27 protein-coding genes and 1 riboswitch are annotated in these 26,571 nt (G+C 67.2%); of the genes, 13 read left to right on the top strand and 14 right to left on the bottom strand.

The window, feature by feature from the left end:
* Nucleotides 1–294: 294 nt before the first annotated feature.
* The 4 genes from ACYVD0_RS01635 to ACYVD0_RS01620 form a co-directional block, all read right to left on the bottom strand.
* Entirely contained in the window at nt 295–450 is a 156-nt protein-coding gene (locus ACYVD0_RS01635; protein ID WP_460425166.1) for a deoxyribodipyrimidine photo-lyase, read from the bottom strand.
* Nucleotides 407–1,393, bottom strand: a complete 987-nt coding sequence (locus tag ACYVD0_RS01630; RefSeq protein WP_460425165.1) for a MerR family transcriptional regulator — start codon at nt 1,391–1,393, stop codon at nt 407–409. The genes ACYVD0_RS01635 and ACYVD0_RS01630 overlap by 44 nt, the downstream gene beginning before the upstream one ends.
* Nucleotides 1,386–2,291: a 2-thiouracil desulfurase family protein gene (locus ACYVD0_RS01625; RefSeq protein WP_460425164.1), complete on the bottom strand. Its 906-nt coding sequence runs from the start codon at nt 2,289–2,291 to the stop codon at nt 1,386–1,388. The genes ACYVD0_RS01630 and ACYVD0_RS01625 overlap by 8 nt, the downstream gene beginning before the upstream one ends.
* 237 nt (nt 2,292–2,528) lie before the next feature.
* The gene (locus ACYVD0_RS01620; RefSeq protein ID WP_460425163.1) at nt 2,529–3,533 is read right to left on the bottom strand and encodes an NAD(P)/FAD-dependent oxidoreductase; all 1,005 of its coding nucleotides are present in this window, start codon (nt 3,531–3,533) and stop codon (nt 2,529–2,531) included.
* Nucleotides 3,534–3,718: 185 nt separating this feature from the next.
* Between ACYVD0_RS01620 and ACYVD0_RS01615 the strand changes: the two genes are divergently transcribed.
* Together ACYVD0_RS01615 and ACYVD0_RS01610 are read left to right on the top strand one after the other, a co-directional pair.
* Nucleotides 3,719–4,639, top strand: coding sequence for an epimerase (locus tag ACYVD0_RS01615; RefSeq protein ID WP_460425162.1), 921 nt, complete (start codon nt 3,719–3,721; stop codon nt 4,637–4,639).
* Nucleotides 4,636–5,652: a ferrochelatase gene (locus ACYVD0_RS01610; protein ID WP_460425161.1), complete on the top strand. Its 1,017-nt coding sequence runs from the start codon at nt 4,636–4,638 to the stop codon at nt 5,650–5,652. The genes ACYVD0_RS01615 and ACYVD0_RS01610 overlap by 4 nt, the downstream gene beginning before the upstream one ends.
* Before the next feature lie 3 nt (nt 5,653–5,655).
* Here the strand turns inward: ACYVD0_RS01610 and upp are convergent, their stop codons facing one another.
* On the bottom strand, nt 5,656–6,294 hold the full coding sequence (gene upp / locus ACYVD0_RS01605; protein ID WP_460425160.1) for a uracil phosphoribosyltransferase: 639 nt from the start codon (nt 6,292–6,294) through the stop codon (nt 5,656–5,658).
* Nucleotides 6,295–6,486: 192 nt separating this feature from the next.
* Between upp and ACYVD0_RS01600 the strand changes: the two genes are divergently transcribed.
* Nucleotides 6,487–7,044, top strand: a complete 558-nt coding sequence (locus ACYVD0_RS01600) for a hypoxanthine-guanine phosphoribosyltransferase (RefSeq protein ID WP_460425159.1) — start codon at nt 6,487–6,489, stop codon at nt 7,042–7,044.
* A gap of 77 nt (nt 7,045–7,121) precedes the next feature.
* Nucleotides 7,122–7,412 carry a PA4642 family protein gene (locus tag ACYVD0_RS01595; RefSeq protein WP_460425158.1) on the top strand — a complete coding sequence of 97 codons (291 nt, stop codon included), beginning with the start codon at nt 7,122–7,124 and terminating at the stop codon, nt 7,410–7,412.
* A 67-nt stretch (nt 7,413–7,479) separates the two neighbouring features.
* Here the strand turns inward: ACYVD0_RS01595 and mqo are convergent, their stop codons facing one another.
* Nucleotides 7,480–9,024, bottom strand: coding sequence for a malate dehydrogenase (quinone) (gene mqo / locus ACYVD0_RS01590; RefSeq protein WP_460425157.1), 1,545 nt, complete (start codon nt 9,022–9,024; stop codon nt 7,480–7,482).
* Between the two features lie 767 nt (nt 9,025–9,791).
* Here mqo and ACYVD0_RS01585 point away from each other — a divergent pair.
* Nucleotides 9,792–10,379: a YajG family lipoprotein gene (locus ACYVD0_RS01585; RefSeq protein ID WP_460425156.1), complete on the top strand. Its 588-nt coding sequence runs from the start codon at nt 9,792–9,794 to the stop codon at nt 10,377–10,379.
* A 120-nt stretch (nt 10,380–10,499) separates the two neighbouring features.
* Here ACYVD0_RS01585 and ACYVD0_RS01580 read toward each other — a convergent pair whose 3' ends face one another.
* Complete coding sequence (locus ACYVD0_RS01580; protein WP_460425155.1) at nt 10,500–10,682, bottom strand: hypothetical protein; 183 nt, start codon at nt 10,680–10,682, stop codon at nt 10,500–10,502.
* A 374-nt stretch (nt 10,683–11,056) separates the two neighbouring features.
* On the opposite strand from ACYVD0_RS01580, the gene ACYVD0_RS01575 reads away from it, so the two are divergent.
* Entirely contained in the window at nt 11,057–11,338 is a 282-nt protein-coding gene (locus tag ACYVD0_RS01575) for a hypothetical protein (RefSeq protein WP_460425154.1), read from the top strand.
* 21 nt (nt 11,339–11,359) lie between these two features.
* On the opposite strand, the gene ACYVD0_RS01570 is transcribed toward ACYVD0_RS01575, so the two are convergent.
* A complete protein-coding gene (locus tag ACYVD0_RS01570; protein WP_460425153.1) occupies nt 11,360–12,523 on the bottom strand; it encodes a 1-acyl-sn-glycerol-3-phosphate acyltransferase in 1,164 nt (387 codons plus the stop codon).
* A 116-nt stretch (nt 12,524–12,639) separates the two neighbouring features.
* Between ACYVD0_RS01570 and ACYVD0_RS01565 the strand changes: the two genes are divergently transcribed.
* From ACYVD0_RS01565 to ACYVD0_RS01555, 3 genes are all read left to right on the top strand, one after another.
* The gene (locus ACYVD0_RS01565; RefSeq protein WP_460425152.1) at nt 12,640–12,822 is read left to right on the top strand and encodes a CPXCG motif-containing cysteine-rich protein; all 183 of its coding nucleotides are present in this window, start codon (nt 12,640–12,642) and stop codon (nt 12,820–12,822) included.
* A gap of 86 nt (nt 12,823–12,908) precedes the next feature.
* Complete coding sequence (locus ACYVD0_RS01560) at nt 12,909–13,526, top strand: SOS response-associated peptidase (RefSeq protein ID WP_460425151.1); 618 nt, start codon at nt 12,909–12,911, stop codon at nt 13,524–13,526.
* A gap of 155 nt (nt 13,527–13,681) precedes the next feature.
* Complete coding sequence (locus ACYVD0_RS01555; RefSeq protein ID WP_460425150.1) at nt 13,682–14,503, top strand: M48 family metallopeptidase; 822 nt, start codon at nt 13,682–13,684, stop codon at nt 14,501–14,503.
* 39 nt (nt 14,504–14,542) lie between these two features.
* On the opposite strand, the gene ACYVD0_RS01550 is transcribed toward ACYVD0_RS01555, so the two are convergent.
* The 4 genes from ACYVD0_RS01550 to ACYVD0_RS01535 form a co-directional block, all read right to left on the bottom strand.
* Complete coding sequence (locus ACYVD0_RS01550) at nt 14,543–15,127, bottom strand: TMEM165/GDT1 family protein (RefSeq protein ID WP_460425149.1); 585 nt, start codon at nt 15,125–15,127, stop codon at nt 14,543–14,545.
* Between the two features lie 232 nt (nt 15,128–15,359).
* Entirely contained in the window at nt 15,360–15,941 is a 582-nt protein-coding gene (locus ACYVD0_RS01545) for a TMEM165/GDT1 family protein (RefSeq protein WP_460425148.1), read from the bottom strand.
* Between the two features lie 89 nt (nt 15,942–16,030).
* Nucleotides 16,031–16,137: riboswitch (yybP-ykoY riboswitch) on the bottom strand.
* A 32-nt stretch (nt 16,138–16,169) separates the two neighbouring features.
* Complete coding sequence (locus ACYVD0_RS01540; protein ID WP_460425147.1) at nt 16,170–17,171, bottom strand: methyltransferase; 1,002 nt, start codon at nt 17,169–17,171, stop codon at nt 16,170–16,172.
* Nucleotides 17,172–17,218: 47 nt separating this feature from the next.
* Nucleotides 17,219–18,181, bottom strand: coding sequence for a Rossmann-fold NAD(P)-binding domain-containing protein (locus ACYVD0_RS01535; protein WP_460425146.1), 963 nt, complete (start codon nt 18,179–18,181; stop codon nt 17,219–17,221).
* Nucleotides 18,182–18,372: 191 nt separating this feature from the next.
* Here ACYVD0_RS01535 and ACYVD0_RS01530 point away from each other — a divergent pair, with 191 nt between their 5' ends.
* A complete protein-coding gene (locus ACYVD0_RS01530) occupies nt 18,373–20,262 on the top strand; it encodes a DUF1302 domain-containing protein (protein WP_460425145.1) in 1,890 nt (629 codons plus the stop codon).
* 25 nt (nt 20,263–20,287) lie between these two features.
* Here ACYVD0_RS01530 and ACYVD0_RS01525 read toward each other — a convergent pair whose 3' ends face one another.
* Nucleotides 20,288–21,901, bottom strand: a complete 1,614-nt coding sequence (locus tag ACYVD0_RS01525) for a L,D-transpeptidase family protein (protein ID WP_460425144.1) — start codon at nt 21,899–21,901, stop codon at nt 20,288–20,290.
* 149 nt (nt 21,902–22,050) lie between these two features.
* Between ACYVD0_RS01525 and ACYVD0_RS01520 the strand changes: the two genes are divergently transcribed.
* The 3 genes from ACYVD0_RS01520 (at nt 22,051) to ACYVD0_RS01510 (ending at nt 24,429) form a co-directional block, all read left to right on the top strand.
* Nucleotides 22,051–22,761, top strand: coding sequence for a murein L,D-transpeptidase catalytic domain family protein (locus ACYVD0_RS01520; protein ID WP_460425143.1), 711 nt, complete (start codon nt 22,051–22,053; stop codon nt 22,759–22,761).
* A gap of 145 nt (nt 22,762–22,906) precedes the next feature.
* Entirely contained in the window at nt 22,907–23,548 is a 642-nt protein-coding gene (locus ACYVD0_RS01515; RefSeq protein ID WP_460425142.1) for an MBL fold metallo-hydrolase, read from the top strand.
* 182 nt (nt 23,549–23,730) lie between these two features.
* Nucleotides 23,731–24,429 (top strand): OmpA family protein, encoded by a 699-nt coding sequence (locus ACYVD0_RS01510; RefSeq protein WP_460425141.1) that lies wholly within the window; start codon nt 23,731–23,733, stop codon nt 24,427–24,429.
* Between the two features lie 56 nt (nt 24,430–24,485).
* Here ACYVD0_RS01510 and pta read toward each other — a convergent pair whose 3' ends face one another.
* A complete protein-coding gene (pta, locus tag ACYVD0_RS01505; RefSeq protein WP_460425140.1) occupies nt 24,486–26,567 on the bottom strand; it encodes a phosphate acetyltransferase in 2,082 nt (693 codons plus the stop codon).
* Nucleotides 26,568–26,571 lie beyond the last annotated feature (4 nt).

Below are 26,571 nucleotides of genomic sequence, written 5' to 3'. Positions count from 1 at the left end.
AGTTCCTGCGGAACTGGCTGAACACCTGGAAGCAGCCGCCGGAGCAGGCCAGCAGGCTGCCCGGGGCGAACAGCAACTGGTCCAGGTGACGCTGCAGGCCGACGCTCTGGGTGTGCAATGCGGCTTTCGTGGACCCCGTATTCGTCGTTGACATGCACCCGGGCGCTGCCCTGTTCGCGGCACAGGCGGGCGAGCGTGGCGGGCGCCTCATCCCAGCACTCGACCTGGCGGATCAGCAGCAGCACGCCCAGGCGCGCCAGCAGACTGTGCGACAGGTCGGCGCAGGTTGCGCAGTCAGAAGTCGACCTTGCATGGGGTGTCGTTATGCGAGCGCCACTGGCCGGGGCTGAGCAGGTAGAGTGCGAGGGTCGGCCCGCCGGCCAGAGCGGCGCTCAGGGCATGGTTATCATGGGCGTGCAGGTTGCAGCGCAGCCAGATCAGCTGGCGCATGGTGACTCCCGTGCGTTTTCGAGGCGAGGTTCTGCAGGGCCCGCAGCGCGGCGGGCGGATCCTCGGCCAGCAGCAGCCCGGGCAACTGGGCCAGTTGCGCCCGCTGGACGGTCGCCGCCGGACCGGCCAGCAGCAGCGGAACCGTGCCGCCACGGACCATGCGCTCCAGCTGGCGCAGCTGTGCGGCCGTCAGCGGCTGAGTGGCATACAACAGCAGGCCGCGCGGCACGATGCGCGGTAGCGCCAACTCCAGTTCGGCGAGTGGCGGCGGCCCGTCGAGCACTTCTAGCGGGCCGTCGGTCGCGGCGGCGAGCCAGGCGCAGAGCCACAGGCCGGGCTCCATCGGCTGCCCGGCGAGGCCGACCAACAGCAGCGGCGCACCGCCGCTCTGGCGGTTGTGCTGCTGCACGCGGGCACCGAGCCGGGTGCGCAGCCAGGAAAGAAAGAACATCAGCTCTAGCCCGGCGCCGGCCCGTTCGCGCCGCTCCAGCTCGTCGAGCAGCGGCTGGAGCAGGCGCTCGCAGAGCAGAGGCGCGGGGTAGAGCGCCTCGGCCTGGTCGAGCAGGGCGTCAAGATGGCGACTGGCCAGCGCTGCGATGGCTGCGAGCAGCTCTGCCTGCAGTATCTGCCAGGGGCTGTCGGGGGCCGCCTCGGCGGTGGCTGGCGGCTCGCGGTCAAGCAGGGCTCGGACCTGGCCGACCGCCACGCCGCGGTTCAGCCAGGTGAGCACCGCATGGATGCGCGCCACATGGCTATCGTTGTACAGACGGTGTCCCTTGGGTGTGCGGCGCGGCAGGATCAGGCCATAACGGCGCTCCCAGGCACGCAGGGTGACCGGGTTAACCCCGGTCTGCCGGGCGACCTCGCGGATCGGCAGCCAGCCGGGCTCGGGGAGGGGGGCGCGCTCATCGAGCGGCGAGGCGGGCAGTTCTTCGTCATGCATGGTTCAGGTTGCGCAGACCGAGTTCTTCGGGGTGCGGCTGCAGGTAGACCTGCCGGGCCACGTAGGGATGGGGATGGCGGCGAAAATGGTGCTTGAGCAGGGTCAGCGGCACTACCAGCGGCAGTATGCCGAGACGATACTGCTCGATCAGCCGCTGGAGCTCCTTGCGCTCGTCCGGGTTCAGGGCCGGGCGCAGATAGCCGCAGAGATGCTGCAGCACGTTGCCGTGGCTGCCACGGCTGGCGCATTGGCGCAGCGCCGCCATCAGCTGGATGAGGTAGCGCGGGCCGAACTCTTCCGGTGCATGCTGGCCAATCTCGCCAAGCAGCCGGCCGAGCGCCCGATACTGCTGCGGATGGCTGGCCATCAGCAGGTACTTGTGGCGGGCGTGGAAATCGAGGATCGCCTGGCGGCTCAGGCCCCGGCCAAGCAACTGGCGCCAGTCGGCATGGACGAACACCCGGGTAATGAAGTTCTCGCGCAGCACCGGGTCATGCAGGCGGCCGTCCTCCTCCACCGGCAGGTCCGGACGGCGTGCGCAGAAGGCCGCGGCGAACAGGCCGCGAGCGCCACCCGGGACGGTCTGGCCGTCGTCCCGGTAGACCTTGACCCGCTCCAAGCCACAGGAGGGAGTTTTCTGCATGAAGATGAAGCCGTCGAGGTCGCCCAGCTCGCCGGCCGTGCCGACCGCCCGCGGACTGGCCGGATCGCCGACTAGGCGAGTCGGCTGGCGCGGCATGTCGAGACCGATGGCCATTTCCGGACAGAGCGGGACGAGGTCGAAGTGGTTGGCCAGAATGCGGCTGCACAGTGGCGACTCCTTGTGTCCGGCGTTGAAGTGCACTGGCTCGCCGAGCAGGCAGGCGCTGATGGCGATCTTCGGTTTGGCGATGGACATGGGCGACCTCGCAAATATCTGTACATTATTTTCAGTATGTATAAGTATTTATCCAGCTTAGGCATGTTCCTGTACGGAATCAATTTTTTGTACAGCTTTTGGCGATCGATGCCGTGGAGGACTGAAGCATGGAGGCAGCATGGTTGCGCGGCAGGGGAGCAGGCGGAGCTCGGCAGGCATCGGTGACGGCCGCCGTGCGGTGGCCGTCGGGCAGGTATCATGCGGGATGGGCGGGGGTCAGTTCGCGCGGTGTTGCAGCAGCTTGCGGGCGGCTTCCTGGCCGCTCAGCCAGGCGCCTTCGACGCGTCCGGACAGGCACCAGTCGCCACAGGCGTAGAGGCCCAGGCTGGAGTCGGCCAGGGCGCCCCAGCCGTGGGTGCCGACCGGCCGGCCGTAGAGCCAGCGGTGGGCGAGGCTGAACACCGGCTGTGGCACGGTGCAGCCGATCATTTCGGCGAAGGCGCCGTACAGCTGCTCGACGACCAGCTCTTTGGCGAGGTCGAGATTTTGCCGGCTCCAGCGGCTGCTGGCTTGCAGCACCCAAGTGTCCGGCTGGCTGGCGCGACCGGGCTTGCCGTGGTTGCGCGACACCCATTCAAGGGGGCTGTCTTGGATGAAGCAGCCATCGACCGGCGTGTCCAGCGCCTGCTCGAAGGACAGGGCCACCGCCCAGTTCGGCTCCATCGCCACGCTGGCCACGCTGCTGGCCAGCTTGGGTGCGGCCGCCAGCAGCTGCGCCGCCTGGGGTGACGGAGTGGCCACCACCACCTGGCTGAACGGGCCGTAGGCCTTGCCGTCGGTATCCTGCAGCATCCAGTGCTGCTTACCGTGGAAGACCTCGGCGATGCGGCAGGAAAAGTGCACTGGCATGTCGCCGAGCAGGCCGCGTGTCAGCGCGCTCATGCGTGGCGTGCCGATCCAGCGGATCTGCTCGTCCTGGGACGGGCGGAGCATGTCGCTGGCGGAGTCATAACTGGCGGAGTCATAAAGGCTGGGCTGCCATTCGGCGACCCAGCCGTAGCTGCGCCATTGCTGGACTGCCTCGGCGAAGCGGCGGTCGCGGCAGGTGAAGTACTGGGCCCCCAAGTCGAGGGCGCCGACCTCGGTGCGCTTACTGGCCATGCGGCCGCCACTGCCACGGCCCTTGTCGAACAGCAGGACCTCGAGTCCCGCCGCATGCAGTGCCCCCGCCGCGGAGAGCCCCGCGATACCTGTGCCAATAATGGCAATAGGAAAAGTCATGGTTTACCTCGTACTCCTTCAGCAGGTGCGCTGCGGACGAATTCCCCGTTCCGTACCCACGGCGCAGATCACAACGATTGGCGCTCTTTCATCTGTACTCCTAAATCCATAAGTGTGAAAGCGTAAAAGCGTCATAAATTCAAAGTAGGGCCATGCGTGCCTTTGGGCAATGCGAGGAGACGGTAATGCACATTTTGCTGACTGGCGGTACTGGATTGATGGGGCGTTCCCTGTGCCGGCACTGGAGTGCCGAGGGGCACCGGCTGACGGTGTGGAGTCGGTCGCCGGAGCGGGTTCCCGGCCTCTGCGGGAGTTCCGTGCGGGGGATCGGGCGGCTTGAGGAGCTGGACGGCGAGACGCTGGATGCGGTGATCAATCTGGCCGGCGCACCCATCGCCGAGCGGCCCTGGACACGCCGGCGCAAGGCCGTGCTCTGGTCCAGCCGGATCACCCTGACCGAGCAGTTGGTGGGCTGGCTGCAGACGCGCATGCAGCGACCGCGGGTGTTGATCTCCGGTTCGGCGATGGGCTGGTACGGTGATGGCGGCGAGCGCGAGCTGCACGAAGATATGGGTCCGGTCAGCACGGATTTCGCCAGCCAGCTATGCGGCGCCTGGGAGGACTCGGCGCGGCGTGCCGAGGAGCTGGGCATTCGCGTGGTGTTGCTGCGCAGCGGGTTGGTGCTGGCACCCGACGGCGGCTTTCTCCAGCGCCTGCTGCCGGTGTTCCGCCTGGGCCTGGGCGGGCCGATCGGCAACGGCCGGCAGTGGCTGCCCTGGGTGCACATCGCCGATCAGGTCGCGCTGATCGACTTTCTGCTGCACCGGGAGGGCGCGCAGGGTCCCTATAATGCCTGCGCGCCGCAGCCGGTGCGCAACGGCGAGTTCGCCTGCGCCCTGGGCCGTGCGCTGCACCGCCCGGCGCGGCTGCCGGTGCCGGCCTTCGTCCTGCGCCTGGGTCTGGGCGAGCTGGCCGGACTGCTGCTCGGTGGCCAGCGCGCCGTGCCGGCGCGCCTTTGCGAGGCGGGCTTCGCCTTCCGCTTCACCGACCTGAACGCCGCCCTGGCCGATTTGCTGGGCGACAACCGAATCAAGGATGCTGCATGACCGATCACGCGCTGTTGCTGGTCAATCTGGGCTCGCCCGATTCCCCCGAGGTGGCCGACGTGCGCCGCTACCTTGACCAGTTCCTCATGGACCCCTACGTGATCGACCTGCCCTGGCCACTGCGGCGTTTACTGGTCTCGCTGATCCTGCGCAAGCGGCCGGAGCAGTCGGCGCATGCCTATGCCTCGATCTGGTGGCCGGAGGGCTCGCCGCTGATCGTCCTCAGCCGCCGCCTGCAGCTGGCGGTGCAGGCCCGCTGGCATGAGGGGCCGGTGGAGCTGGCGATGCGCTACGGCGGACTGTCCATCGAGGCGGCGCTGAGTCGGCTGGCGGAGGGGGGCGTCCGCCGGGTGACTTTGGCGCCGCTCTACCCGCAGTTCGCCGACAGCACCGTGACCACCGTGGTGGAGGAGACGCGGCGGGTGCTACACGCCCGCGGCCTGGAGCTGGAGCTGGAGGTACTGGCGCCCTTCTTCGAACGGCCGGAGTACCTCGCGGCCCTGGTGCAGAGTGCTAGGCCCCACCTGCAGCAAGGCTTCGACCATCTGTTGCTGAGCTTTCACGGCCTGCCGGAGCGGCATCTGCGCAAGGCCGATCCGAGCGGCGGGCACTGCCTGGGCAGTGCCGACTGCTGCCGCCAGGCACCGCCGGAGGTGCTTGCGTGCTGCTACCGGGCGCAGTGCCTGCGCAGCGCCGAGGGCTTCGCCCGGCAGATGGGACTGGGCGAGGCGCAGTGGTCGGTATCCTTCCAGTCGCGTCTCGGCCGGGCCCGCTGGATCGGGCCCTACACCGAGGAGCATCTCGAGTCGCTGGCCGCGCAGGGGGTGAAGAAGCTGCTGGTGATGTGCCCGGCCTTCGTCACCGACTGCATCGAGACCCTGGAGGAGATCGGCCAGCGTGGTCGCGAGCAGTTCCAGGCGGCCGGCGGCGAGGACCTGCAGCTGGTGCCCTGCCTCAACGACCACCCGGCGTGGGCGTCCGCGCTGGCGCAGCTGTGCCGCACGCCGGCCTGAGACTCAGTTCGGCTTCTGCTTGGTGCCGAAGACCTTGTCGCCGGCATCGCCGAGGCCGGGGATGATGTAGCCGTTCTCGTTGAGGCATTGGTCAATGGCCGCGGTGTAGACGGTCACGTCGGGGTGGGTCTGCTCCAGCAGGCGGATGCCCTCCGGCGCGGCGACCAGCACAAGGGCGCGGATCTCCTTGCAGCCGGCCTTCTTCAGCATGTCGATGGTGGCGACCATGGAGCCGCCGGTGGCGAGCATGGGGTCGATGATCAGCGCCAGGCGCTGATCGATCTCGCCTACCAGCTTCTCCACGTAGGTGTGTGCGACCAGGGTTTCCTCGTCCCGCGACAGGCCGACGACGCTGACCTTGGCACTCGGAATCAGCCGCAGCACGCCGTCCAGCATGCCGATGCCGGCGCGCAGGATGGGCACCACGGTGATCTTCTTGCCGGCGATCTTCTCCACCTCCACCGGACCGCACCAGCCCTCGATCTGGCAGCTCTCCAGGGGCAGATCTTGGGTGGCCTCGTAGGTGAGCAGGGCGCCGACCTCCTGGGCCAGTTCGCGGAAGCTCTTGGTGCTGATGTCGGCGCGGCGCATCAGGCCGAGCTTGTGGCGGATCAGCGGGTGGCGGATTTCGTGGATGGGCATGAAGGACTCCGGCGCTCTGGGATATTGCCTGAATTAAAACACCGGCTCGGCGGAGAATGAATGGGGAACTGTCTGCTGCCAGGCTGTGGGACTTGCCCGCGGCGGGGGCGCTGGGTAACGTTCCCGCTCCGATTGCCGGGGCCGAACCGCTGTAGCGGGCTTTCAGCGCTCCATCCACCCGAGGAAAATGCCATGTCCGTTGATCTCGCCCATATCCGTCAAGTCATGGCGGAGGCCGACTGCCTGTTCAACCATACCGAAGTCGAGGCGGCGATCGGGCGCGTTGCCGCGGCGATCAATGCCGAGCTGGCCGAGCGCAATCCGGTGGTGTTCTGCGTGATGAACGGCGGGCTGGTCTTCGCTGGCAAGCTGTTGCCCCTGCTGGGTTTCCCGCTGGAGCTGTCCTATCTGCATGCCACCCGCTACCGCAACGAGACCCGCGGCGGCGATCTGTTCTGGAAGGCCAAGCCGGAAGTCTCCTTCATCGACCGTGACGTGCTGATTATCGATGACATCCTCGATGAGGGGCACACCCTGGCGGCGATCATCGACTTCTGCCGCCACGAGGGCGCCAGTGCTGTGCATTCCGCGGTGCTGGTCGACAAGCGGCACCAGCGCAAGGCCACGCCCGACCTCAAGGCCGACTATGTCGGACTGAGCTGCGAGGACCGCTATGTCTTCGGCTACGGTATGGACTACAAGGGCTACTGGCGCAACGCCGCCGGCATCTATGCGGTCAAGGGACTGTGAGGCGCGCGTTGAGCGCGGCCGGTGGCGAGGCTAAACTTCCGCCTCTTCGAAATCGGTCAGTGTCCGTGGAGCGCAACATGGGTAAAAAAGACAAGAAGCAGGTGATTGGTGAGGAAATCAGCGAGGAGAAGATCCGCCTATTCCTCGATATCGAGCCGGCGGACGCCACGCCGCCCGCCCTGCACAAGCTGATCAAGGCCTACCGGGGGCTGCGGGTGGACGATTTCGAGCGCTTCGTGGGCTTCTTCGTCGAGGCCGGCTATGACCTCTCGGCGCAGGACGTTCAGGGCCGCGACTTTATCGCGCTGATCCAGGACCAGCGTCTCGCCAAGCCCTACATCGACATCGTGCGGGCTGCCCGGCACTGACTCCGGCGATCCCCCGGAAACGAAAAAACCGCCTGTACAGGCGGTTTTTTCATGGCCGGCAGTCCGATCAGCTATCAGCGCTGACTGCAGCGGGCGCAGCCTTGGTCGGGGCGGCGGAAACCAGACCCAGACGTTGGTTCGAGGATGCCTGGATGCTGCGGTACAGCTCGGCGTCGTTCTCCAGTTCCTTGGCGGAGGCTTTGAAGATCTCCTTGAGGTGGGCGCTCCACTGTTCGGACTGCATCCGCTCGGCGAAGCAGCGCTGCAGCAAGTCGAGCATGGCCGACACGGAAACCGAGGCACCCGGGGAGGCGCCCAGCAGTGCGGCGATGGTGCCGTCCGCGGCCGCGACGATCTCGGTACCGAACTCCAGCTTGCCGCCGCGCTCGGCATCCTTCTTGATGATCTGCACACGCTGGCCGGCGATTTCCAGGCGCCAGTCCTGGGGATTGAGTTCGGGGTAGAAGCCACGCAGGGTTTCCAGGCGATCGCCCATGGACTGCTTCACTTCCTTGATCAGGTAGCGGGTCAGGTCCATGTTGTCGCGGGCCACCGCCAGCATCGGGCCGATGTTGCTCGGGCGGATCGACAGGGGCAGGTCGAGGAAAGAGCCATGCTTGAGGAACTTGGTGGTGAAGCCGGCGTAGGGGCCGAACAGCAGGGACTTCTTGCCGTCAACCACGCGGGTGTCGAGGTGCGGCACCGACATCGGCGGCGCGCCGACTGCGGCCAGGCTGTAGACCTTGGCCTGGTGACGCTCGACCACCTCGGGGTTGTCGCAACGCAGCCACTGGCCGCTGACCGGGAAGCCGCCATAGCCGTGGCCTTCCGGAATGTCGGACATCTGCAGGAGGGGCAGGGCGCCGCCGCCGGCGCCGAGGAACACGAAGCCGGCCTGGATGTGACGTTTCTCGCCGGTCTTGCGGTCCTTGACTGTGACTTTCCAGCCGCTGTCGTTGCGCTCGAGGCCGGTGACCTTGTGGTCGTAGCTCAGAGTGACGTCGGGCTTGCTACCCAGGTGCTGCAGCAGCTGGCCGGTCAGGGCGCCGAAGTTGACGTCGGTGCCGCCCTGGGAGCGGGTCGCGGCCAGGCGCTCGTTCGGGTCGCGGCCGGCCATCATCAGCGGCATCCACTCATTGAGGATTGCCTTGTCCTCGGAGTATTCCATGTCGGCGAAGCAGTGATGCTTCTTCAGCACCTCGAAGCGAGTCTTGAGGTAGCCGATGTCCTTCTCGCCACGTACGAAGCTCAGGTGCGGAACGGGACTGATGAAGGACTGCGCCGAACCGAAGGAGCCCTGCTCCAGCAGGTAGGCCCAGAGCTGCTTGGAGACCTCGAACTTGGCGTTGATCTCGATGGCCTTCTGCGCCTTGACCGAGCCATCGGCCGCCTGCGGGGTGTAGTTCAGCTCGCACAGGCCAGCGTGCCCGGTGCCGGCATTGTTCCAGGGGTTGGAACTTTCCAGGGCATCGGAGTCCTGCATTTCGATGATTTCCAGCTTGATGCCGGGGTCGAATTCTTTCAGCAGCACGCCCAATGTCGCGCTCATGATGCCGGCACCGACCAGCACCACATCGACTTCGTAGTTTTTCTGCGCCATTAACGCCTCCAAATCTGCAACATCAAATTGGCAGTACGACCTTGCGCCTGTTCCTCAGGCATCTGGCTGCGCCGTTGCACCGCGAAGATGCTCCGGCCGCCCGGTCGGCCTGTTATCCGTTGTTCTTTGATGGGCACCTGCCGAACGATCGGCCGTGCTCATACGGGATACCTGAGCGGCTGCCGGGAAAGTGGACGGGTTCCCGATCCGGCAATCAGCGACTCTCGTCGCGGCATCCATTCGGCCGGCCCCTAGCGGGTAGACCCCGATCTCTCGGTCAGTGGATTATCGATGGGCGAAGGAGGATCAATGTTCGCTCGGGACGCATCGTCGTTCATTGCTCGGCACACTCTTTTGAAGTAGTGAAAAAACCGCATCGTCACGCTCTTTTTGGGAGACATGAGCCTTGCTCGTCGTTGTCTGCGGCACGCCGATACCCCGAGGCGTAACGAGACACGCCGCGTCCTTGCAAGCGAAAGTGTTCTGCGCGATGGGCGGAAAGTAAAACCGGTGCTACCTTGCTGGCAGCGGATGGGCGACTCTCTGGGGGAGGTCCTGCCAAGCTGCACGGCTGTGCATGACGATGCCCGATCAGGAGGCGACCTTTATAATCGGGGGTCGAGTATACCGTCAAATCGGAAAGTTTGGCCTTTTGGCTTTAGTTTTATTCAGGGGGGCTCGGTGCGGGCCGAAGCTGTGCTCCAGAGCCGTGGCGTCGGCTGCGGGCGGGAGCCGCTGTCGCTATACTGCGCTTCCTTCGCGCACTTGGAGAGTCGAGCATGCTGCATCGTCTGTTGCTTGGTCTGGTCGCCGTCGCCAGCCTGGGCGTGGCCGGCTGTGCCCTCAGCCCGCAACAAATCATCCCTGAGCCCAAGCTCAACGCGCCGCTCACCGCGGTCGGCAGTGGCCAGCCCGTCGTCGTGCGGGTGGTCGACGGGCGCTCCTCGCCGAGCCTGGGCACCCGCGGCGGGCTGTATCCGGAAACCAGTGCGATCGTCGTGCGCGGGCAGGATGTGCTGCCCCGGCTGCAGACGCAGGCCGAGACGGCGGTGCGCCTGCTCGGCTTCACCCCGTCGCCCAATGCCTACAATGCACCGCAGCTGACGCTGACCCTGGCCGAGCTGAAATACCAGTCGCCGAAGAAGGGGATATATGTCACCGAGGCCGATATCGGTGCGACGTTCCGGGTCGATGTGCAAAACAGCGGGCGTCGCTACAGTGGCCGCTATGGCGCTTCGCTGAACCAGCGCTTCGGCATGGCGCCGAACCAGCAGACCAACACCAAGCTGATCGGCGACGTGCTCAGCAGCGCCCTGACCCGTGCGTTCAAGGATCCGGCCATCGGCCAGTTGCTGCTGGGGCGCTGAAGCGGGAACTCGTGCAGCCCGGTCCGCTTGCCGGAGCCGGGCTTGCTTTCAGGGGCTGGAGCCAATTGCGGCAGCCGCCCCGGCGGCGCTTGTGCCAAGTGCTTTGCTCGCTCCGCTCTATCAGGCAGCCTTGTCGTAGCGCCTTGTGGGCCGTTCGGCAGTAGGCAGTTCGTAGTGCTCGTGGCCGCCCAGTCGGCAGTAGTCCAGCCAGTGCTGGTCGTGGACGCAGAAGTCCAATCCGATTCGGTCCTCCAGGTCGTCCTGCAAATCGGTCGAGCGTTCGAGGGACTCAGGGTGCTGCATGTCGGTTCCTCCGTGGTTGATCAGGTGCCTTGCCCGATGGGCAGGGCTGCAGACTTTAGGGCAGTCGGATGATCGTTTCCCGATGGAATCAGAACTTCGGGGATTCGTTCGGCATTTAGTCGAAAGCAGCGCTTATACGGCGCTTGCTTGCGTAGAATGTGTCCGCGTCTTCTCTGCCTGCGCCAAGGCTTCATGCAAGGTGCTGGCCAGCCGCCACTGCGAGGCGCACGGAGGTCGCCAAGCCGCTCTGCGATCGGGGGGTTCCCGTCCGCAGCAGCGAACGCTGGCGTTTTCGTCCCGCCGGAGAGCGGTCCGTTTTTCCCTTTTGTGGTGCGCGCGGCTCCTGCGTGCACCTCTCCGATGCGGAGGTTTCGATGTTATTGCCGGCCCTTGGATCCCCGTTGCCGCTCCCCCCGTCACTGTTGCTGAATGCCGTGGCCCTGCTCTTCGCCCTCACCGGGAGCTGGCTGCTGCTTGCCACCCGCATCCGCGAGCAGCGTGCCTTGGCGCGTCTGGCCGGCGAAGGGGAGCTGGGCGAGGAGGAGACCTGGGCGCTGGATGCTGCGACCGGGCGGGTCAACCGGTTCTTCTACCGCTTCGGCGCCTGCACCCTGTTGCTGGCGCTGCTCCTCTCCTGGAGCAGCACCCAGCTCTGACCAGATTCGGTGCCATCGCACCTACAGTGGCAGGCCAGCCCTGACCCGATACTGGTTGCGCACCGGGTTGGCGTATTGCAGGACCAGATAGGGCCGCTGCTCCTCCGGACAGGCGGCCAGGCGCTTCTGCCACTCCGCTTCGGCGCGGGCGACTTCCTCGGCAGGAAATAGCTGCGCCGCTTCTGGCACCTGCAGTTCGGGATCGCGCTCGGCATAGATGGCGTAGGCCAGGTAGTGGACCGGGAACAGCCGGTAGTTGCCGAGGATCTGCCGATCGATCTCCGTGGCGAGTTGCTTGGCATCCTCCGGAAGTTTCTCCAGCGGCGTGCCAAAGTGGATGTGCACCCGTCCCTTGTAGCCGGTGATGCCGAGGGCGATGCTGCTGTCGTCCTCGCCCGGCGCCTTGGCGTAGCTGCCGGTGCTGGCGCGGATGTACAGCTCGGAGGCCTTGGCTTGGTCGCAGGGGTCGTATTCGTAGCTGATCGACACCGGCGTCAGGTTGAGGGCCCTGACCGCCTCGGCGAAGGGCTCGTCCTTGCAGCTCATATGAAGCATCTTGAGGATCGCCGAGTCGGTGCGGTCGTCGCCGTCCTTGGCGCGGCCTTCGGCCTGGGCGATCCAGACCGACTCGCTTTCCACCCGGATCGAATGGTTGATGTAGGCGGAGAGCAGCCGGTAGGCAGCGAGCTTCTCCCGGCGTCCGCTCAGCGAGCGATGCACAATGAAGCTCTTGTTCAGGCGCATCAGGTCGCCGACGAAGGGCCGCTGCAGCAGGTTGTCGCCGATGGCGATGCGCGGCGTGCGCATGCCGGCATGGTAGATCGCATAATTGACGAAGGCCGGGTCCATCACGATGTCGCGGTGGTTGGCGAGAAAGAGGTAGGCCTTGCCGGGCCTGAACTGTTCGATGCCGCTGTAGGTCACGCCATCCGTGGCTCGCTCGATGGTGCGGTCGACATAGGCTTCGATCTTCGCCTGCAGGGCCGCGACGCTGTCGATGCGAGCGAACTCGGCGCGCAGGTGCCGGGCGATGAGCGGCTTGAGCAGCCAGCCGAGCGGCCTGGCCAGGCGTGGAAAGCGAAAGTGGGTAAGAATGTCGAGAAAGTCGGCGTCGGCAATCAGCCGTTGCAGGACGGCAGGGACTTCGGCGTCGGCATAGGGTCGGATGGCATCGAATTCGCCCATCATGTGCTCTTGATCTGGACTGGGAGGATAAAAAGGGGGCGGAGGCGCGGGCCTGCGCCTCCTGTCGCGGGGAAAAATCGGCCGGGCATTATAGCGGCAACTCGGGAGACTCCACGATGCTGGAAACGCAGAGCTATCAATGTCCCTGTTGCGGTGAAACGGTCGAGGCGGTGCTGGATCTCTCCGCCGGCGATCGACAGTACATCGAGGACTGCCCGGTGTGCTGCCGTCCGCTGCTGTTCGAGCTGCATACCGATGGCGTCGATTGGACCCTGGAGGCCCGTCGCGAGGACGACTGAAGCGTGGCTGTCTCGTCCACAGGACGGGCGGCGCCGCTACAATGGCCTCTGCCTTTCCCGACATCCTGCTCCGAGTTCTTGCCCGCATGAGTGGACGTTACGCCCTGTTTCGCTGGCCGCCGGCCCTGGCGGCTCTGCCCGGATTTCCCGCGGATCTGGCGCCGCACTGGAGCATCGCCCCGGCTGCCCGGGTGCTGATGCTGCGCGGCGCGGCCGGCGCCCAGGAGGCAGCGCTGGCGCGCTGGGGGCTGACCCCGGCCTGGCTGACCGACCTGTCGCGCACCCCGGCCCATGCCCGGGCGGAAACCCTGGCCGAGCAGCCGATGTTCCGCGAGGCCTTCCGCGCGCGCCGCTGCCTGCTGCCGGCCAACGGCTTTTACGAGTGGCGCGGCGGTGTGCGCAAGCGTCCCTACTGGATGACCGGCGAGGCGCCGCTGCTACACTTCGCGGCGATCTGGGAGGCCTATCCGGTCGGCGGGAAAGTCTACCTGAGTGTCGCCATGATCACCCTGGCGGCGGCCAGCCAGCGCCGTCCGCTGATTCTCGACGAGGCTGACCAGGCGCTCTGGCTGGGCGCAGCCAGCCCGCTGACATCGCTGCAGGCACTGCTGCTCCGGCCCGTCCCGGCACTGCGCGAAAGGGCCTTGGCGGAGCTGGTCAACGACCCGCAGCTGGATGCCCCGGAATGCCTGACGCCCGCCTGAGCCGTCGGCGCCGCGGGAACTTTCCAGCCTGCCGGAGTTCTCTTTCGGGCTCCGCTTGTGCGGATGGCTTATTGCCATAATTCATTCCTCGGCCCCGGTTGCCGCCCCTGTGCCGGCGACCTAGCATACGGGCCGTGTTCGTCAGGAGTACCCATATGGGCAAGTCGTCTTATCTCACCGGTGTGGCTGCCGCCCTGCTGCTGGCGGGTTGCCAGTCCGTCCAGACCACCAGCGGCGGCGCCGTGGGGGTCGAGCGCAAGCAGTACATGTTCAGCATGCTCTCCACCGAGCAGGTCAACCAGATGTATGCCCAGTCCTATCAGCAGACGCTGGACGAGGCCTCCAGCAAGGGCGTCCTGGATACCAGCACCAACAATGCCCGCCGCCTAGATGCCATCGCTCGCCGGCTGATCGCCCAGGCACCGTTGTTCCGGGCCGATGCCGCGCAGTGGCAATGGGAGGTTGCGCTGATCGACAGCGACGAGCTGAACGCCAGCTGCGGGCCGGGCGGCAAGATCATCTTCTACAGCGGGCTGATCGAGAAGCTGCGCCTGACCGACGACGAGATCGCCGCGGTCATGGGCCACGAGATCGCCCATGCCCTGCGCGAGCACGGCCGCGAGGCGATGTCCAAGGCCTATGGCATCCAGATGGCCAAGCAGGGCGCCGGCGCGCTGCTCGGAGTGGGGGAGGCCGGCATGGCCATGGCGGATGTGGCGGTGCAGTACGGCATGACCCTGCCCAACAGCCGCAGCAACGAGAACGAGGCGGATCTGATCGGTCTGGAGCTGGCCGCCCGCGCTGGCTACGACCCGAACGCGGCGATCACCCTGTGGCAGAAGATGAACCAGGCGGGGAACAACGGCACGCCGCAGTTCATGAGCACCCACCCCTCGCCGGGTAACCGCACCGCGGCGCTGGAGGCGGCGATTCCCAAGGTCATGCCGCTGTACCGGCAGGCGCAGGGCGGCAACTGAGTCGCCGGATGGCCCCCCGCTTGCACGGGGGGCCGGCGCCTACAGCCAGCCGGCCAGTGTCGCGGTCTGATAGCCCGAATACACCGCCAGGCAGATGAAGGCCAGGGCGGCGATGCGGTGGATCAGCTTCAGCGGCAGGTTCTGGGCGACGAAGTTGCCGGCCAGCAGCACCACCGGTGTGTTGGAGATCACGATGCCGAGTGTCGTGCCGACCGCCACGAAGAAGGGATATTCGTACTGCGCGGCCAGCACCAGAGTGGCGACCTGGGTCTTGTCGGCCATCTCAGCGAAGAAGAAGGCCACGGTGCTGGTCAGGAAGGGGCCGTAGCGCTTGAGCTTGGAATCGTCGTCGTCGCCCCGCTGGTCCGGCAGCAGGGTCCAGACGGCGATCGCGGCGAAGGCCGCGGCGAGCATGCCGTTCAGTGCGACTTCGGAGAGAAAGCCGGCGGCCAGGTGGCCGACTTCGGCGGCGAGGATGTGATTGCCGAGAATGCCGACGAACATGCCCCAGACGATCGGCCAGGGTTTGCGGAAACGCAGGACCAGCAGCATGGCCAGCAGCTGCGTCTTGTCGCCAATCTCGGCGAGGATGGAGATCTGGGTGGGGATGAAGAGTGATTCCATCGGACTTCCTGGGGGCGGGGCGACATTCTTCCAGGACACGCACGCCTTCCCGCCCCGGGTGTGAGGAACGCGTGTCATACCTTCGGCATGTATACGACGGGCCTGGAGTGCACGCGTCATGGCCGGACCTGTCGACAGGTCCGAACGGGCGGGAGAGAACTCCCCTAGGGCGGCGGACATTGTGCCCAAGGGGCGCGCGCCGGGCAAGCGCGGCCCTGGTCGGGCGAGGAGCTTACAGCCAGCCGGCCAGTTGTATTGCCTGGTAGCCGGTATACACGGCCAGGACGGCGAAGCCGGCAGCAGCGATGCGGCGGATCAGGGTCAGCGGCAGGCGGTCGGCGGCGAAGTTGCCGGCCAGCACCACCGGCACGTTGGCGATCAGCATGCCCAGCGTGGTGCCGATCACCACCAGGACGAAGTGCGGATACTGCGCGGCCAGCATCACCGTGGCGATCTGCGTCTTGTCGCCCATCTCGGCGAGGAAGAAGGCGATCAGGGTGGTGAGAAAGGGACCATGGCGCTTGAGGCCGGATTCTTCTTCCTCGTCCAGCTTGTCCGGAATCAGCGTCCAGGCCGCCACGGCGGTGAAGGCCGCGGCGAGAATGGCACTCAGCGTGGCGGGCGAGAAGAAGCCGGCGACCCAGCTGCCGACCGCGCCGGCGGCGAAGTGGTTGGCCAAGGTGGCGGCGACGATGCCCCAGATGATCGGCCAGGGCTGGCGAAAGCGCGCGGCGAGGAGCAGGGCGAGCAGTTGCGTCTTGTCGCCGATTTCGGCCAGGGCAACGATCAGGGTGGGGACGAAGAGGGATTCCATCGAATTTCCTGCAGGGGCGGGTCGACACTCTTCCATGACACGCACACCTTCCCGCCCCCGGGTGAGGTGTACATGTCATGGGTCTTGTCAAACCCTGCGGCCTGCATGGGGCCGGGGTCGCACCCGCCATGGCCTATGGGCCAAGCATGTTGACGGGTGCCGGGCGAGCGGGAGACTACTCCCCCAGGACAGCGCGCATTGTGCCCAAGCCGCCGGCGGTGGACAAGCTCAGCGCTTCCGGCTTGCGCGGTAGACGCGAAAGCCGTGCGCCTCGGCAAGCACCTGGCAGGGGCCGAGGTGGCGCTCGATCAGCGGCGGGTACTTGAGGAAGCTGTTGGCGACCAGACGCAGCTCGCCGCCGGGGCGCAGGTGCCGGGCTGCCTCGCGCAGCAGCGCCTCGCTGGCCTGATAGTCGGTGTGCACGCCCTGATGGAACGGCGGATTACTGATGATCGCCGCCAGTCCGCCGGGCGCCGCCTGGATGCCGTCGCCGCCGATCAGCCCGGCCTCCAGGCCGTTGGCGGCCAGGGTCAGGCGGCTGCTGGCCAGGGCGAAGGCGTCCACGTCCAGCAGGCTCACCCGGCTCTGCGGATAGCGTCGCTTGAGCACGGCGCCGAGGACCCCGGCGCCGCAGCCGAAGTCGAGCAGATCGCCCTGCGGCAACCCATCGAGATGCTCGAAGAGCAGGGCGCTGCCGCGGTCGAGGCGGCCGTGGCTGAACACCCCGGGCAGGCTGACCACCTCGAGCGGGCCGTCGGCCAGCGACAGCCGGTAGCGCTGGGCGCGCTTCTCCAGCACGGGGACCGGCGGAGCCTGCTCCACCGTCACCTGCCACAGCTGGCAGTGGCGGGCGCTGTCCAGCTTGCGCGGCCGGCCGAAGGCCTGCAGCTGGCGGGCGGCACTCTCGATGCCGCCGCGCTTTTCCCCTACCAGGTACAGCTCGCCGCCGGCCAGGCGGGCGGCCAGGGTGTCGAGCAGGTAGCGGGCCAGCTCGGCGGACTTGGGCAGGAATAGCACGGCGGCGGCGAAGGGCCGCTCGCCGGGGACGACGCCGAACTGGCAGCGTCCGGCGAAGCGTGCGGCCAGCGCAGCGTGCTCCCCGGCCAGCCAGCTCCAGCCGTGGGCGGCGGGCAGCCGGCCGAGCAGGTCGTCGGCCGGGAGGCCGGCCAGCAGCAGATCGCCGCTGAACAGCTCGGCCTGGCGCAACAGCACTTCGCTACGCGGGTCCATGGAGGCTCCTCGGAAAAAGGCCGCAGCTTAGCAGAGCCGCTCCCGGCTCAGTTGACCCTGCGCTTCGGCGTGCCGGCAAAATGGGCCAAGGCGTTTTCCACCAGTTGGCCGGCAATGCGCTGGCGCGCCTCGCGGCTGCCCCAGGCGCTGTGCGGGGTGAGGATCAGCCGGGGGATGTCCGGCGTCAGCAGCGGATTGCCGTGGCGCGGCGGCTCCTCGCTGAGCACGTCGCAGGCCGCGCCGCCCAGGTGGCCGCGGCGCAGGGCATCGGCCAGCGCCTGTTCGTCGACCAGCCCGCCGCGACCGGTGTTGATCAGAAAGGCGCCGGGCTTCATCGCCTGCAGCTGCTCGGCGCCGATCAGGTTGCGGGTCTGTTCGGTCAGCGGGCAGTGCAGGGTCAGGGCGTCGACCTGCGGCAGCAGCTCGGCCAGCGGCCGGCGGTCGGCGCGCTCGGGGCGGCCCGGCAGCTGACCAAGCAGCACATGCATGCCGAAGGCTTCCGCCAGCCGGGCGACGGCGCTACCCAGCACGCCGTGGCCGAGCAGGCCGAGGGTCTTGCCCTCCAGCTCGACGATGGGGAAGTCCAGCAGGCAGAATTGCGTCGCCTGCTGCCAGCGGCCGGCGCGGATCGCCGCCTGGTAGTCGGGCAGGCGGGTGGCCAGGGCGAGCAGCAGCATCAGGGTGTGCTGGGCCACCGAGGGCGTGCCGTAGCCCTGGCAGTTGCACACCGCCACGTCGTGCGCCCGGGCGGCGGCGAGGTCGACATTGTTGGTGCCGGTGGCGGCGACCAGCACCAGCTCCAGGTCGGGACAGGCGGCGAAGGTCTCCGCGCTCAGCAGCACCTTGTTGACGATCGCCACCCGGGCGCCGCGCAGCCGCTCGGCCGCCTCGCTGGCGCTGCTGGCCTCATGCAGCACGAGCTCGTCGAAGGCCTGACGCAGCGGTGCCAGATCCAGGTCGCCGAGATCGAGGGAGGCATGGTCGAGGAAGACGGCGCGGCGTTCGTTCATCGGAGTTTCCTTGGCTAGGGACTGGGGCAAGGCGCGAGCCTAACAGAGATTTTCCGTTCGGCGCGAAGGCCGCTCCGGGCTGGCGGCAGCCCGGGACGGACAGGACAATATGATTTTTGCTCGCCGAGCCGGATCGGAGATCCACGGCCCCGGCTGTGCGGTCAATCCGCACCCCACTCTGGAGTCGCCCGATGTCATCCTTTTCCTCCCTCCGACGCCTGGCCGCCGTCTGCATCGCATCGCTGGCGGCACCGGCCGGCGCCGTGAGCTTCAATATCGGCCCGCTCGAGGGACAGCTCGACTCCTCCCTGTCGCTGGAGACGGCCTGGTCGACGGCCAAGGCGGACAAGGACCTGATCGGCGCCGGCGGCGGGCGCGGCCTGTCGCCCATCTCCGACGATGGCCGGCGCAACTTCAAGCGCGGCGAAACCTTCGCCAAGCGCCTGCGCGGCGTCCACGGCCTGGAGCTGAAGCGCGGTGACGGCGGCCTCTTTCTGCGCGGCGACTACTGGTACGACTTCGAGCTGAAAGACGAGCAGCGGCCGTTCAAGGACATCGACGACAGCAACCGCAAGGAGGGCGTCCGCTCCTCCGGAGCCCGGTTGCTCGACGCCTTCGTTTACCGCCACTACGCCTTCGGTGACCTGCCGGGCTCGCTGCGCCTCGGCCGGCAGGTGGTCAACTGGGGCGAAGGCCTTTTCCTGCAGGGTGGCATCGACGCGATCAATCCTCTCGATGCCCAGGCCTTCCGCCAGCCTGTATCGGAGATCCGCGAGGGACGCCTGCCGGTCGCCCTGTTGCACCTGTCGCAGAGTCTGAACGACGCCCTCACGATGGAGGCCTTCTACCAACTGGCCTGGGATCAGACCCTGACGGACAACTGCGGCACCTTTTTCTCCCAGGCGGACATGCTGGCCGATGGCTGCGACCGCAACCTGGCGGTCCTCGGCAGCCAGGCGGACGTGGCCGAGGCGGTGTCCACCGCGGTGCTCGAGGCGGGTGGCACGGCGGAGCAGGCTGGCGTCCAGGCTGCTGCCGCCATTGCCGCGCTGGAGTCCCAGGGCGTTGCCTGGAACGCACCCGACGAGGGCGTGCTGGTGCGCCGCAGCGCCGACCGCGACGCCCGCGACGGCGGCCAGTGGGGCATTGCCCTGCGCTATTTCGTCGAGCCGCTGGACACCGAGCTCGGCGCCTACTTCATCAACTATCACAGCCGCACGGCGATCTTCAGCACCAGCGCCGCCGCGCCGGCGGCGTTCGCAGCTAACCTGCCACAGGCGCTGCTGCCGCTGGCGGCGGCCGGCAACTCGCGCTATTTCGTCGAATACCCCGAGGACATCCGCCTGTTCGGCCTGAGCTTCTCTGCCACGCTGCCTGTCGGGACCCGCTGGCGCGGCGAACTCAGCTACCGGCCGAACGCCCCGGTGCAGCTCAACATCAACGACCTCCTCGGCGCCACCCTGACCCCGCTGGACCCCACCGCGGCGCTGCTGCAGGCGAGCCCGGGACAGGATGTCCACGGTTACCGGCGCAAGGAGATCACCCAGTTGCAGACCGGCTTCACCCATTACCTCGAGTCGGTGATGGGCGCCAGCCGTCTGACCCTGGAGGGGGAGGTCGGCTGGACCCATGTGGGTGGTCTGGAGGGGGCGAGCCGGCTGCGCTACGGCCGCGATCCGGTGTTCGGCGCCGGCCCGCTGCCGGACGGCGCCTGCCAGGCGCAGAACTCCGCCACTCTGGCGGGCGGTTCGCAGAAGAACCTCGGCCGCTACTGCGAGAACGACGGCTTCACCACCCGCGACTCCTGGGGCTACCGGCTGCGCGCGACCTGGGAGTATCTCGACGTCCTGCCGGGCATGGACCTCCGGCCGGGCATCGCCTGGTCCCATGATGTGGACGGCTATTCCCCTGGCCCCGAGGGCAACTTCGTGGAAGGCCGCAAAGCACTCGGCCTCAGCCTGGACGCCGACTACCTGGACACCTACAGCGCCGGGCTGTTCTACACCGACTTCTTCGGCGGCGAGTACAGCACCCTGGTGGATCGCGACTTCCTGATGCTGAGCCTCGGTGTGCGCTTCTAACCCGGGCGGGGCGGCCGTCCGCCGCTCAGCGCGAAGCCTTCAGCGACGCGATGATCTTCCTGTCGTGCGCGTAGATGTCCGGCCGGAAGGTCAGCTGGCCGCTGTCGTCGACCTGGGCGGTCCAGTAGGCCAGCAGGATCGGCACCGGCCGCGGCAGGTTCACATTTCGGGTCTTGCCACTGGCGAGGATCTCCTCGAAACGCTGGCGCTCGGCTGGACTGGCGCCTTCCAGCAGCAGGTCGGTGAGTTGCATCGCCCGCTCCACACGGACGCAGCCGGAACTCAGGGTGCGCGTCTCCTTGGCGAACAGATGCTGGCTCGGCGTGTCGTGCAGGTACACCGCGAAGGGGTTGGCGAAGCGGATGGCGATCCGCCCGAGCGGATTATGCGGGCCTGGGCCCTGGCGCAGCATGATGCCGCTGGGGTTGTGCCAGTCGACGCTGTGCGGGTTGACCTCATTGCCTTCGTAGTCGATCACCTTGAGGTTCTGGTTGGCCAGAAAGCCGATGTTGCGCTGGATCTGCGGCAGCTTGTCCTCGCGCAGGATGGTCGGCGGGATGGTCCAGGTCGGGTTCAGGGTCAGGTGGGTGATCTGCGACTTCAACAGCGGCGTGGGCCGGGCCGGGCGCCCGACCTGGGTGCGTGTCTGCCAGCGCGGCTCATGGTCGCGGAAGAGGGTCAGCTGGGCGCCGGCGACATCGACCAGCAGCAGGGTCGGCTCCATTTCCCGGGCGAGCCAGCGGAAGCGTTCGAGGTTGGCGCGGACCTGTTCCAGACGCGCGCCGGGCGTGACGTTCAGCTCCGCCAGAGTGGCCGGACCGACGACGCCGTCATCATCGAGGAAATGCCGGGTCTGGAAGCGCTTCACGGCCTCGACCAGTTGCGGCGTATAACGTCGGCGGTCGGTGTCGGGACGAGCCGCTTCGGTCAGATAGCCTTCATCGGCCAGACGCTGCTCGAGCAGGGGAATACGCTCGTCCGCCATGCCCGGGCGCAGCAGATCGCCTGCCGGCACGTGCCGCCAGTTGTGCGGCGGATTCTGGCGCAGCGTCGCATGGGCATGGCGCAACGCGCGATAGGGTTCGAAGGCCGGACGGGCCCTGGAGAAGGCGGCGGGCAGGTCGTCCAGGTGGGTCACGGCAAAGGCGGGAAACAGCGCGGGCGGTGCCGGCGCACGGCTGTTCGGGGAGCGCCAGAGAGGCTCTGCCTGGCTCTGGTCGAGTTGGCCGTAGACAAGATGGCGCAAGGCTTGCAGGTAGGCATGGGTGGCGAGGAGATCGGTGCAGGTGCTGTGCTGCGGATGGCTGGCTGGGTTGCCGGCGAGCTGGCGCAAGGTGGCGAGCTGGTAGCGGGCCGGGTCCAGGCCGTCGTCGACCAGTTGGGCGAGCTGCTCGAGCAGCTTCTCCAGGCGGCCATCGCCCGCCCAGACGCGCGGGTAGCCGAGCTGACGATAGAAGGCCGACAGCGCCTCCAGGCTGAAGCCGTCGAGGTCGATGGCGGGGGAGACGCAGCTCAGCGATGGCTGCGCCAGCTGCTGGCGGATCGCCTCGTCGCCGGGCAGGACCCCGGCCGGGGCAGCCAGGGCGAGCTGGGTTGCCAGGAACAGACCGGTTAACAGAGCTGTGCGCTTTTTATACAATTGCTGGCTCCCAACGCCTGCAGAACATTCGGATCGCAGGTTGCCGGCTAGACTGCAATCATCTGGCGTCCATCATCAACCCAATTGCCCGACAAGGCAAAGGGGAGCCCGGATCGTTCGCCACCCAACCCAAAAGAGGCGCGTTTTTCATGTCCACTCTTTTCCGGCTGCTCATATTGGCGGTGGCGGGTTTTGCTGTTTCCGTCCACGCGGCACCGGTCTCTCATTCCCTGCTCGACAGCCTGTCCAGGGCCGCCCCGAAACTGAGTCGCAAGGTGCTGGACAGCGCATTGGCGGCCATGCAATGCGCGATCAACAACGGCTCGGTGCCGGCCCAGCGTCTGGCGGTGATCGACTTCTCCCTGCCGTCTTCCCGGCGCCGCCTGTGGATCTTCGATCTGGAGCGCAGGAGACTGCTGCTGGAAGACTTCGTCGCCCACGGGCAGAAGTCCGGGGAGGACTACGCCACGCACTTCTCCAACATCGAAGGCAGTCATCAGTCGAGCATCGGCCTGTTCCGCACCCAGGAAAGCTACGAGGGGCAGCACGGCTACTCGCTGCGCATGGACGGACTGGAGCCGGGCATCAACGACCGGGCGCGGGATCGGGCCATCGTCATCCATGCCGCCCACTACGTCAGCCCCACCTGGATCGCTCGCGAGGGACGCCTCGGGCGTAGCCACGGCTGTCCTGCGGTGCGCCCGGAAGTGGCGCGGATGGTGGTCGACAGCCTCAAGGGCGGGCAGTTCATGTTTTCCTACTACCCCGACCAAAAATGGCTGGCCTCGTCCCTTTACCTGAACTGCCGACCGAAGCGGGTCGCCGCCATCCTGGCGTCGACGGCAGGGGTGGATGGCTGAAACCGCCTCCTGCCCCTCTTGAAAAGGGGCAGGAGGATTTGGATTCGCTTCGCTGTGCGCTTGCCGATCCTCCTCGCTCAAAATGCTCAACGTTCCTTCGTAGTGTGCCAAGATGGCGCACCGAAGCTTCCGGAGCCTCCCCCCAATGACCGCGCAAACCGCGATGATCCGCGAAACCTTCCCTGTCGGACCCCTGCAGTGCAACTGCACCATCATCGGCGATCCTGATAGCAAGAAGGCCATCGTCGTCGATCCCGGCGGCAATCCGGAGCTTATCCTGGCGCGTCTGGAGCAGCACGGGCTGCAAGTGGTGAGCATCATCCACACCCACGCCCATCTCGATCACTTCCTCGCCGCCGGACAGCTGAAGGAGCTGACCGGCGCGACCCTGCACCTGCACCAGGGCGATCGGTTCCTCTGGGACAACCTGGAGATGCAGTGCCGCATGTTCGGCGTGCCCTACACTCCGGTGCCGGCGCCCGACCATTGGCTGGCTGACGACGAGGCGCTGGCCTGTGGCTGCGGCGTCGCGCTGCACACGCCGGGGCATACGCCCGGCTCGATGAGCTTCTGGTTCGCTGAGGCCAAGCTACTGATCGCCGGCGATACCCTGTTCCACCGTAGCGTCGGTCGTACCGATCTGTGGGGCGGGGACACGGCCGCCCTCAAGCGTTCGATCAAGGAGCGGCTCTACAGGCTGGGCGAGGAGGCCACGGTGGTCACCGGCCATGGTCCCGATACTTGCCTGGGCGACGAGATGCGGGAGAATCCCTTCGTCCGGGCCTGACGATGCAGGGCAGGCAGCATGTTCGCCCTGCGTTGAAAGGGGGGCACGGAATGCTCCATCTATAATGGGTAGATTCCCTTTTCCAGAACCTTATGGATCGTGCGGGGAATTTCCCGTCGTTTTGGTGTTCTAAGCGCCTCCCTTTTCAAGGGGGCTGATGAATCTCTGAGGAGCAGTACTGCATGTTTACTCCGTCTCGCCTGTTGATTGCCGCGACTGCCATGACGCTGCTGGCCGGTTGTGCCTCCAACAATCCCTACCAGAATCAGGACCAAACCCAGACCGGGGAGCAGGGCGGCATCGGCCGCACGGCCAAGTACGGCGGTCTCGGTGCGCTGGCCGGTGCTGCTGCCGGTGCGCTGATCGACCACGACAACCGCGGCAAGGGCGCGCTGATCGGCGCGGCAGTGGGCGGTGCCGCCGGCGCCGGCTACGGCTACTACGCGGACAAGCAGGAAGCCCAGCTGCGCCAGCAGATGGCCGGCACCGGCGTCGAAGTCCAGCGCCAGGGCGATGACATCAAGCTGATCATGCCCGGCAATATCACCTTCGCCACCGGTTCAGCGGAAATCGCCAGCAACTTCTACACCCCGCTGAACGATCTGGCGACCTCCTTCAAGCAGTACGATCAGAACAGCATCGAGATTATCGGTCACACCGATAGCACCGGTTCTTACCAGAACAACCTGAGCCTGTCGCAGCGCCGCGCGCAGAGCGTGGCCAACTACCTGGTCGCCCAGGGCGTCACCGGTGCGCGGGTCTCCACCCGCGGCGCCGGTCCTGATATGCCGGTGGCCAGCAATGCCACCGAGTCCGGCCGTTCGCAGAACCGCCGCGTGGAGATCAACCTGCGGCCGTTGCCGGGCGCCCAGCAGCAGTAAGAAGCCGACAGGCTGTGCGCAGGTAAAAGAGCCCGGCAGATGTCGGGCTCTTTCGTTCAGCCTGCCGCCGCTGTGCTCTCGGCCTGGATCGCAGTGAGGGCGATAGTGAAGACGATATCGTCGACCAGGGCGCCGCGCGACAGGTCGTTCACCGGCTTGCGCAGGCCCTGCAGCATCGGTCCGACGCTGACGCAGTTGGCGCTGCGCTGTACCGCTTTGTAAGTGGTATTGCCGGTGTTCAGGTCGGGGAACACGAACACGGTAGCGCGTCCGGCCACCGGGCTGTCCGGTGCCTTCTGACGGGCGACTTCGACAATCGCCGCGGCATCGTACTGCAGCGGGCCGTCGATCAGCAGGTCGGGGCGCGCCAGGCGGGCCAGGCGGGTGGCCTCGCGGACCTTCTCCACGTCCGCGCCTTCGCCCGAAGCGCCGGTGGAGTAGCTGATCATCGCTACCCGCGGCGGGATGCCGAAGGCCTGGGCCGAGGCCGCGCTCTGCAGGGCGATGTCGGCCAGCTCCTCGGCGCTCGGGTCGGGATTCACCGCGCAGTCGCCGTAGACCAGCACCTGCTCCGGCAGCAGCATGAAGAACACCGAGGACACCAGCCGGCAGCCCGGCGCGGTCTTGATCAGCTGCAGCGCCGGGCGGATGGTGTTGGCGGTGGTGTGCACGGCGCCCGAAACCAGTCCGTCGACCTCGTCCAGGGCCAGCATCATGGTGCCCAGCACCACGTTGTCCTCCAGCAGGGCGCGGGCTGCCGGTGCGCTCAGGCCCTTGTGCCGGCGCAGTTCGACCATCGGCTCCACGTAGCTCTCACGAGCCTGGTCGGGATCGAGGATCTCCAGGCCGGCGGGCAGTGCGATGCCCTGCGCCCGGGCCACCGCCTGTACCTCCTCGGGTTTAGCTAGCAGCACGCAGCGGGCGATGCCACGCTGCTGGCAGATGGCTGCGGCCTGCACGGTGCGCGGCTCGCTGCCTTCCGGCAAGACGATGCGCCGGTTCGCCGCCTGGGCGCGCTTGACCAGTTGGTAGCGGAACGCTGGCGGCGACAGGCGCGCGGTGCGCGGCGTGCCACAGCGCTCGGCGAGCCAGGCGTGGTCGAGATGGCTGGCCACGTAGTCGCTGATCTGTTCGGCGCGCTCCAGATCGTCCAGAGGGGTCTCTCGGTCGAGCCGGGCCACTTCCAGCAGGGCCTCGTGGGGATCATGCTCCACTGCCAAGAGCGGCAGGCCCCTGTCCAAGGCCGGGCGGCACAGCTCCAGCACCCGGGCATCGGGCGGCAGGTTGCCGCACAGCAGCAGCCCGGCCAGTGGTATGCCATTGAGGCTGGCCAGGGCGGCGGCTAGGATCACGTCGTGGCGGTCGCCCGGGGTTGCCAGCAGGGTGCCGGGCCTGAACTGCGCCAGGAGGCTCGGCGCACTGGCGGCGCACAGCAGGGTGCGCAGTACCCGCCGCTGGCGGCACTCGCCGGCGTTGAGCAGGCGCGCGCCGAGCAGCTCGGCGATGTCGCTGGTGCGCGGCGTGGCGAGTTCGTCGCGCCAGGGTACGCAGCCGAGCAGGCGCAGGGTCGGACCGAGTGGCTCGGGCTGGCACAGGCGCTCGGCCAGCGGGCCGGGGTGCACCTTGTTGAGGATAGCGCCGACCACCGGCGAATCCTGGCCGCCGCCGAGCAGGCGGACCTGGATTTCCAGGCGGTCACGCAGCTCCTCGAGACTTTCCTCGGCCGGGGTGGAAATCAGCAGCATATCGGCGTTCAGGCAGCGCGCCAGCTGCCCGTTGAAACGCATCGCATAGCCGACCTGGGGGCTCGGCACCAGGCCTTCGACGATCAGCACGTCGTGGCCGTTCTCCAGCTTCTGCAGGCGGCCGACGATCTCCTCCAGCAGTTCGTCCAACTGGCCGTCGCCGAGGCGCCGCTCCACCTGGCTCAGCGGCAGCGGCTCCGGCGGAGTCAGGTGGTGGGTACGGGCGATCAGCGCGGTGCTGCGCTCCGGGCCGGCATCGCCGGGGCGTGGCTGGGCGACCGGCTTGAAGAAGCCGACCTTCAGGCCGTGGCGTTCGAGGGCGCGCAGCAGGCCGAGGCTGATGGAGGTGAGGCCGACGCCGTAGCTGCTGGGGGCGATGAGGAAGGTCTGCATGGGG

Source organism: Azotobacter armeniacus, from assembly GCF_054779355.1.
The sequence above is the reverse complement of the archived record's forward strand: the minus strand, read 5'-3'. Positions and strand labels throughout refer to the sequence as shown.